The sequence below is a fragment of the Kitasatospora sp. NPDC056327 genome (genome assembly GCF_042261735.1).
Lineage (GTDB): Bacteria > Actinomycetota > Actinomycetes > Streptomycetales > Streptomycetaceae > Kitasatospora.
On the sequence record NZ_JBHJRC010000431.1, the window covers coordinates 1 to 5,102 of the forward strand.

Genomic DNA, 5,102 nt, shown 5'->3' on the forward strand with positions numbered 1-5,102 from the left:
GGTCCGGCGTGATCCGGGGGAGCGGCCCGGACCGCCGCGGCAGCGGCGCCTACCGCCGGCCGGCGCGGGCGACCAGGACCAGGCCGGCCAGGATCAGCACCACCGCCGGGTAGGCGGCGGCCGGCGGCCACTGGCCGAGCCAGAGCGCGGCGATCAGCGCGGCGCCCGGGGTCTCCAGCAGGATCGCGTTCGCGGTGAGCGAGGGCCCCAGGGTGCGCACCACCCGGTTGCTGAGCGAGTGGCCGAGCAACTGGGCGGTGACCATCAGCAGCACGATCTGCCACCAGACGCCGGCCGGCCAGCCGGACAGCGGCGTCCCGGCGGCCAGGCAGACCGCCAGCAGGACGACGGCCGTGGTGGTGTAGCAGACCAGGGTGTAGACGGTGGTGCTGACGGTGCGCCGCACCTCGGCGCCGAGCAGCATGTACCCGGCCGCGGCGAGGCCCGCGGCGAGCGCGAGCGCGTCACCGGCCAGGGCGCGCGGCGAGAGCGAGAGGTCGACGCCGGTGAGCACCAGGACGCCGGCGAAGGCCACCGCCGTGCCGAGCCGGACCAGACGGGGTGCCCGGACCCCGAGGAGCCGCATCAGCACGATCGTCCACAGCGGGGTGGTGGTGACCAGGGCGGTCGCGGAGGCCACCGAGGTCATCCGCAGGCTGGGCATCCAGAGCGCGAAGTGGACGGCGAGCAGCACACCGGCCGCCACGGCCAGCAACAGCGCGCGGCGGGGGACGGCGCGCAGTTCGGCGCGGTGGCGCAGCAGCGCGTAGGGGCCGAGCACACCGACCGACATGACGTTGCGCCAGAAGGCGATGGCCAGGGCGGGCGCGGCGGTCGCGCTGATCAGGGGGGCGGAGAGCGAGATCCCGGCGACGGAGACGGCGAGCAGCATCAGGTCCGCCCTGGGGAGCGGACGCGCGGGAAGGGCCTCCGCCCCGGCGGGCGGGACGGCGGCGGCGGACGGCGCTGCGGCTGCGGCGGCCGGGGCTTGGGCGGACGCGGGGGCGGTCTCGGGCCGGGCGGCGGGCACGGCGCTCCTCTGGTCGGTGAGGCGGGGGCCGGTGGGGGCGGGAGGGACGGGCGGCTCCTACCGTAAGGCCCGTGCGGCCCTCATGGAACTGTCGCCCGAACCGTGGACGTCGCCCGGACGGCGCAGGCCGTACGCTGTGCGCCATGGACCGTACGCCTGCCGCAGCCGCGACCGCCGACGACTTCCTCGACCGGGCCCTGCTGGAGGAGGCCGCGAAGAAGTCCGGGCTGCTCTGGGTCCGGGCCGACGGCCGGGAGGACGCGCGGGCGCTCTGGCACGCCTGGCACGACGGCGCGGTGGTGGTGGTCGGCGACGGCTCCGAGCAGCCGCTGCACGGACTGACCGGCGGCGCGGGCGCGACGGTCACCGTCCGCAGCAAGGACAAGGGCGGCCGGCTGACCGGCTGGCCGGCCCGGGTGGTCGAGCTCGCCCCGGGCGGCGAGGCCTGGCTGGGCGCCGTCGAGGAGCTCAAGGGCAAGCGGCTGAACGCGCCCGACACCGACGCCATCACCGACCGCTGGGCCCGTGAGTGCCGGGTGCTGCGGCTGGAGCCGGCCGGCCCGGAGGGCGCCGTGCTCGCCGAGCGGCCCGGCGCGATGCCGGAGGACTCGCACGCCGCGCAGCCGCTGCCCACCCCGGCCACCACCCGGCGGCCGATCCCGGCGGGTCTGCCGAAGCTGCTGCTCAAGCGCCGCAAGGGCTGAGCCGGCCCCGCTCCTCCCGTCCTGCCCAGCCCCGTCCTCCGCCGGTCCTCCCCCGGCCCTCCCCCGCCCCGCCGCCGTCCGGTTCGCCCGGCTTTCGCCGAGCCTGTGCCCGTGTGCCCGAGTAGCCTGGGGGCGCGCGCCCGGCCGGGCGTCGGGCGAGCGAGGGAGTCCACGAGTCCATGGCAGGGCCAGGCAACCGGGTCTTCATCTCGCACCTCTCCGGCATCGCCGTCTTCGATCCGAACGGCGACCAGGTCGGCCGGGTCCGGGACGTCGTGGTCACCCTGCGGCTCGGCGGCCGTCCGCCCCGGGTGCTCGGCCTGGTGGTCGAGGTGGTCGGCCGGCGCCGGATCTTCCTGCCGATGACCCGGGTGACCAGCCTGGAGTCCGGCCAGGTGATCACCACCGGGGTGATCAACATGCGCCGCTTCGAGCAGCGCCCCACCGAGACGCTCGTCCTCGCCGAGTTCCTGGACCGCACCGTCACCTGGACCAGGACCGGCCGGCAGGTCACCGTCCTGGACGTCGCGATGACCCAGACCCGGCTGCGCGAGTGGCAGATCGGCAAGCTCTTCGTCCAGGTCGGCCGGGTCGGCCGGCTGCGCAAGGCGCGCGGCGAGACGCTCACCCTGGACTGGCAGGACGTCACCGGCTTCGCGCTGCCCGAGGAGGACCAGGGCGCCGCCAACCTGCTCGCGACCTTCGACCAGCTGCGCGCCGCCGACCTCGCCAGCGTCATGCACCACCTTTCCGCCAAGCGCCGCGCCGAGGTGGCCGCCGCACTCGACGACGAGCGGCTCGCCGACGTCCTGGAGGAGCTGCCCGAGGACGACCAGGTCGAGATCATCGGCAAGCTCAAGGACGAACGGGCCGCCGACATCCTGGAGGCGATGGACCCGGACGACGCCGCCGACCTGCTCTCCGAACTGCCCGGCGACGAGGCCGAACGGCTGCTCCAGCTGATGGAGCCGGACGAGGCCGAGCCGGTCCGCCGGCTGCTGACCTACGAGGAGAACACCGCCGGCGGTCTGATGACCACCGAGCCGATCGTCCTGGAGCCGGACGCCACGGTCGCCGAGGCGCTCGCCCGGGTCCGGGTCTCCGACCACAAGCCGGCGCTGGCCGCGCAGGTCTTCGTCTGCCGCCCCCCGAACGAGACGCCGACCGGCAAGTACCTGGGCACCGTGCACTTCCAGCGGCTGCTGCGCGAACCCCCGTACACCCTGGTCGGCTCGCTGGTCGACGACGACCTCGACCCGCTGCCGCCGGACACCCCGCTCCCGCTGATCACCAGCTACCTGGCGACCTACAACATGGTCGCCGCGCCGGTCGTCGACGACGCGGACCACCTGGTCGGCGCGGTCACCGTGGACGACGTGCTCGACCACCTGCTGCCGGAGGACTGGCGGGAGGCCGCGCTGCACGGCGGCCCCGACGGGGAGACGGCCGACGGCCGGGGCGAGAGGGAGGTGGCCGGTGGACGCTGACCGCAAGGGCCGGCGGGACGAGTCCCCGCGCCAGCGGCTCCAGGGCGAGCTGCGCGAACTGCGCCAGCTCCGTGAGCTGCGCGCCCGCGAGGGCGGCGCCAGGGACCGCCGCGCCGAGGCCGCCGGCGGCGGACCGGGGCCGCGCAGCCGGCTCGACCAGCCGCGCACCGCCCGCCCCGGGCTGATCAGCCTGCCCTCCTACGACCCGGAGGCCTTCGGCAAGCTCTCCGAACGGATCGCCCGGTTCCTCGGCACCGGCCGGTTCATCGTCTGGATGACGGTGGCGATCATCCTCTGGGTCGCCTGGAACACCCTGCTGCCCGACGCCGTCCGGTTCGACGACTACCCCTTCATCTTCCTGACCCTGATGCTCTCCCTCCAGGCCTCCTACGCGGCGCCGCTGATCCTGCTGGCGCAGAACCGGCAGGACAACCGCGACCGGGTCAACATGGAGCAGGACCGGGCCCGCAGCGACCGGAACATCGCCGACACCGAGTACCTCACCCGCGAGGTCGCGGCCCTGCGCCAGGGCCTCGGCGAGGTCGCCACCCGGGACTTCATCCGCTCCGAACTCCAGTCGCTGCTCAAGGAGATCGACGAACGCCGGGAGACCCCCGGGGTCCTGTGACCCGTGGCACCCTACCGACCGGTTATGCACCCCCCGCGGCGCCGTACCATCAAGGCATGGCCAACGAGACAGAGGTCGCGGCCGGCGTCACGGAGGACTCCGTGCGCCAGGCGCTGGCGACCGTCAACGACCCGGAGATCAACCGTCCGATCACCGAGATCGGCATGGTGAAATCGGTCGCCATCGATGAGGGCGGCGCCGTACGGGTCGCGGTCTACCTGACCGTCTCGGGCTGCCCGATGCGCGACACCATCGTCACCCGGGTCCGGGAGGCCGTCGGCCGCGTCCCCGGCGTGACCGGCGTCGAGGTCGAACTCGACGTGATGAGCGACGAACAGCGCAAGGAGCTCTCCCAGCTGCTGCGCGGCGGCGCCCCCGAGCGGGAGATCCCGTTCGCCAGGCCCGGCACCCTGACCCGCGTCTACGCGGTCGCCTCCGGCAAGGGCGGTGTCGGCAAGTCCTCGGTGACCGTCAACCTGGCGGCGGCACTGGCCGCGGACGGCCTGAAGGTCGCCGTGGTGGACGCCGACATCTACGGCCACAGCGTGCCGCGCATGCTCGGCGTGGAGGGCCAGCCCACCCAGGTCCAGGACATGATCATGCCGCCGCAGGCGAACGGCGTGAAGGTCATCTCGATCGGCATGTTCACCCCGGGCAACACCCCGGTCGTCTGGCGCGGCCCGATGCTGCACCGCGCGCTGCAGCAGTTCCTGGCCGACGTCTACTGGGGCGACCTGGACGTCCTGCTGCTGGACCTGCCGCCCGGCACCGGCGACATCGCGATCTCGGTGGCCCAGCTGGTCCCCAACGCGGAGATCCTCATCGTCACCACCCCGCAGCTGGCCGCCGCCGAGGTGGCCGAGCGGGCCGGCACCATCGCGGTGCAGACCCACCAGAAGATCGTCGGCGTGATCGAGAACATGTCCGGCATGCCGTGCCCGCACTGCGACGAGATGATCGACGTGTTCGGCACCGGCGGCGGCCGGACCGTCGCGGAGGCGCTCACCCGCACCGTCGGCGCCACCGTCCCGGTGCTCGGCTCGATCCCGATCGACGTCCGCCTGCGCGAGGGCGGCGACGACGGCCGCCCGGTCGTCCTGGCCGCCCCCGACTCCCCGGCCGGCGCCGCCCTGCGCGCCATCGCCGGCAAGCTCGGCGACCGCCGGCGCGGCCTCTCCGGCCTCTCCCTCGGACTCACCCCGAAGAACAAGTTCTGACGCGGCCCAGGACGCACGCAGCGGGGCCCGCCGGAC

Annotated in this window: 5 protein-coding genes; 4 read left to right on the forward strand and 1 reads right to left on the reverse strand. The window is 74.6% G+C overall.

The annotated features are described in order from the left end of the window. Positions 1 to 49: 49 nt before the first annotated feature. The gene (locus ACFCX4_RS34585) at positions 50 to 1,030 is read right to left on the reverse strand and encodes a DMT family transporter (protein ID WP_376151165.1); all 981 of its coding nucleotides are present in this window, start codon (positions 1,028 to 1,030) and stop codon (positions 50 to 52) included. A 143-nt stretch (positions 1,031 to 1,173) separates the two neighbouring features. Here ACFCX4_RS34585 and ACFCX4_RS34590 point away from each other — a divergent pair, with 143 nt between their 5' ends. From ACFCX4_RS34590 to ACFCX4_RS34605, 4 genes are all read left to right on the forward strand, one after another. Next, entirely contained in the window at positions 1,174 to 1,734 is a 561-nt protein-coding gene (locus ACFCX4_RS34590; protein WP_376151167.1) for a hypothetical protein, read from the forward strand. A 179-nt stretch (positions 1,735 to 1,913) separates the two neighbouring features. Next, the gene (locus tag ACFCX4_RS34595; protein WP_376151169.1) at positions 1,914 to 3,221 is read left to right on the forward strand and encodes a magnesium transporter MgtE N-terminal domain-containing protein; all 1,308 of its coding nucleotides are present in this window, start codon (positions 1,914 to 1,916) and stop codon (positions 3,219 to 3,221) included. Beyond that, entirely contained in the window at positions 3,211 to 3,849 is a 639-nt protein-coding gene (locus tag ACFCX4_RS34600; protein ID WP_376151171.1) for a DUF1003 domain-containing protein, read from the forward strand. Before ACFCX4_RS34595 ends, ACFCX4_RS34600 begins: the two co-directional genes overlap by 11 nt. A gap of 56 nt (positions 3,850 to 3,905) precedes the next feature. Beyond that, on the forward strand, positions 3,906 to 5,066 hold the full coding sequence (locus ACFCX4_RS34605; protein WP_376151173.1) for an Mrp/NBP35 family ATP-binding protein: 1,161 nt from the start codon (positions 3,906 to 3,908) through the stop codon (positions 5,064 to 5,066). Positions 5,067 to 5,102 lie beyond the last annotated feature (36 nt).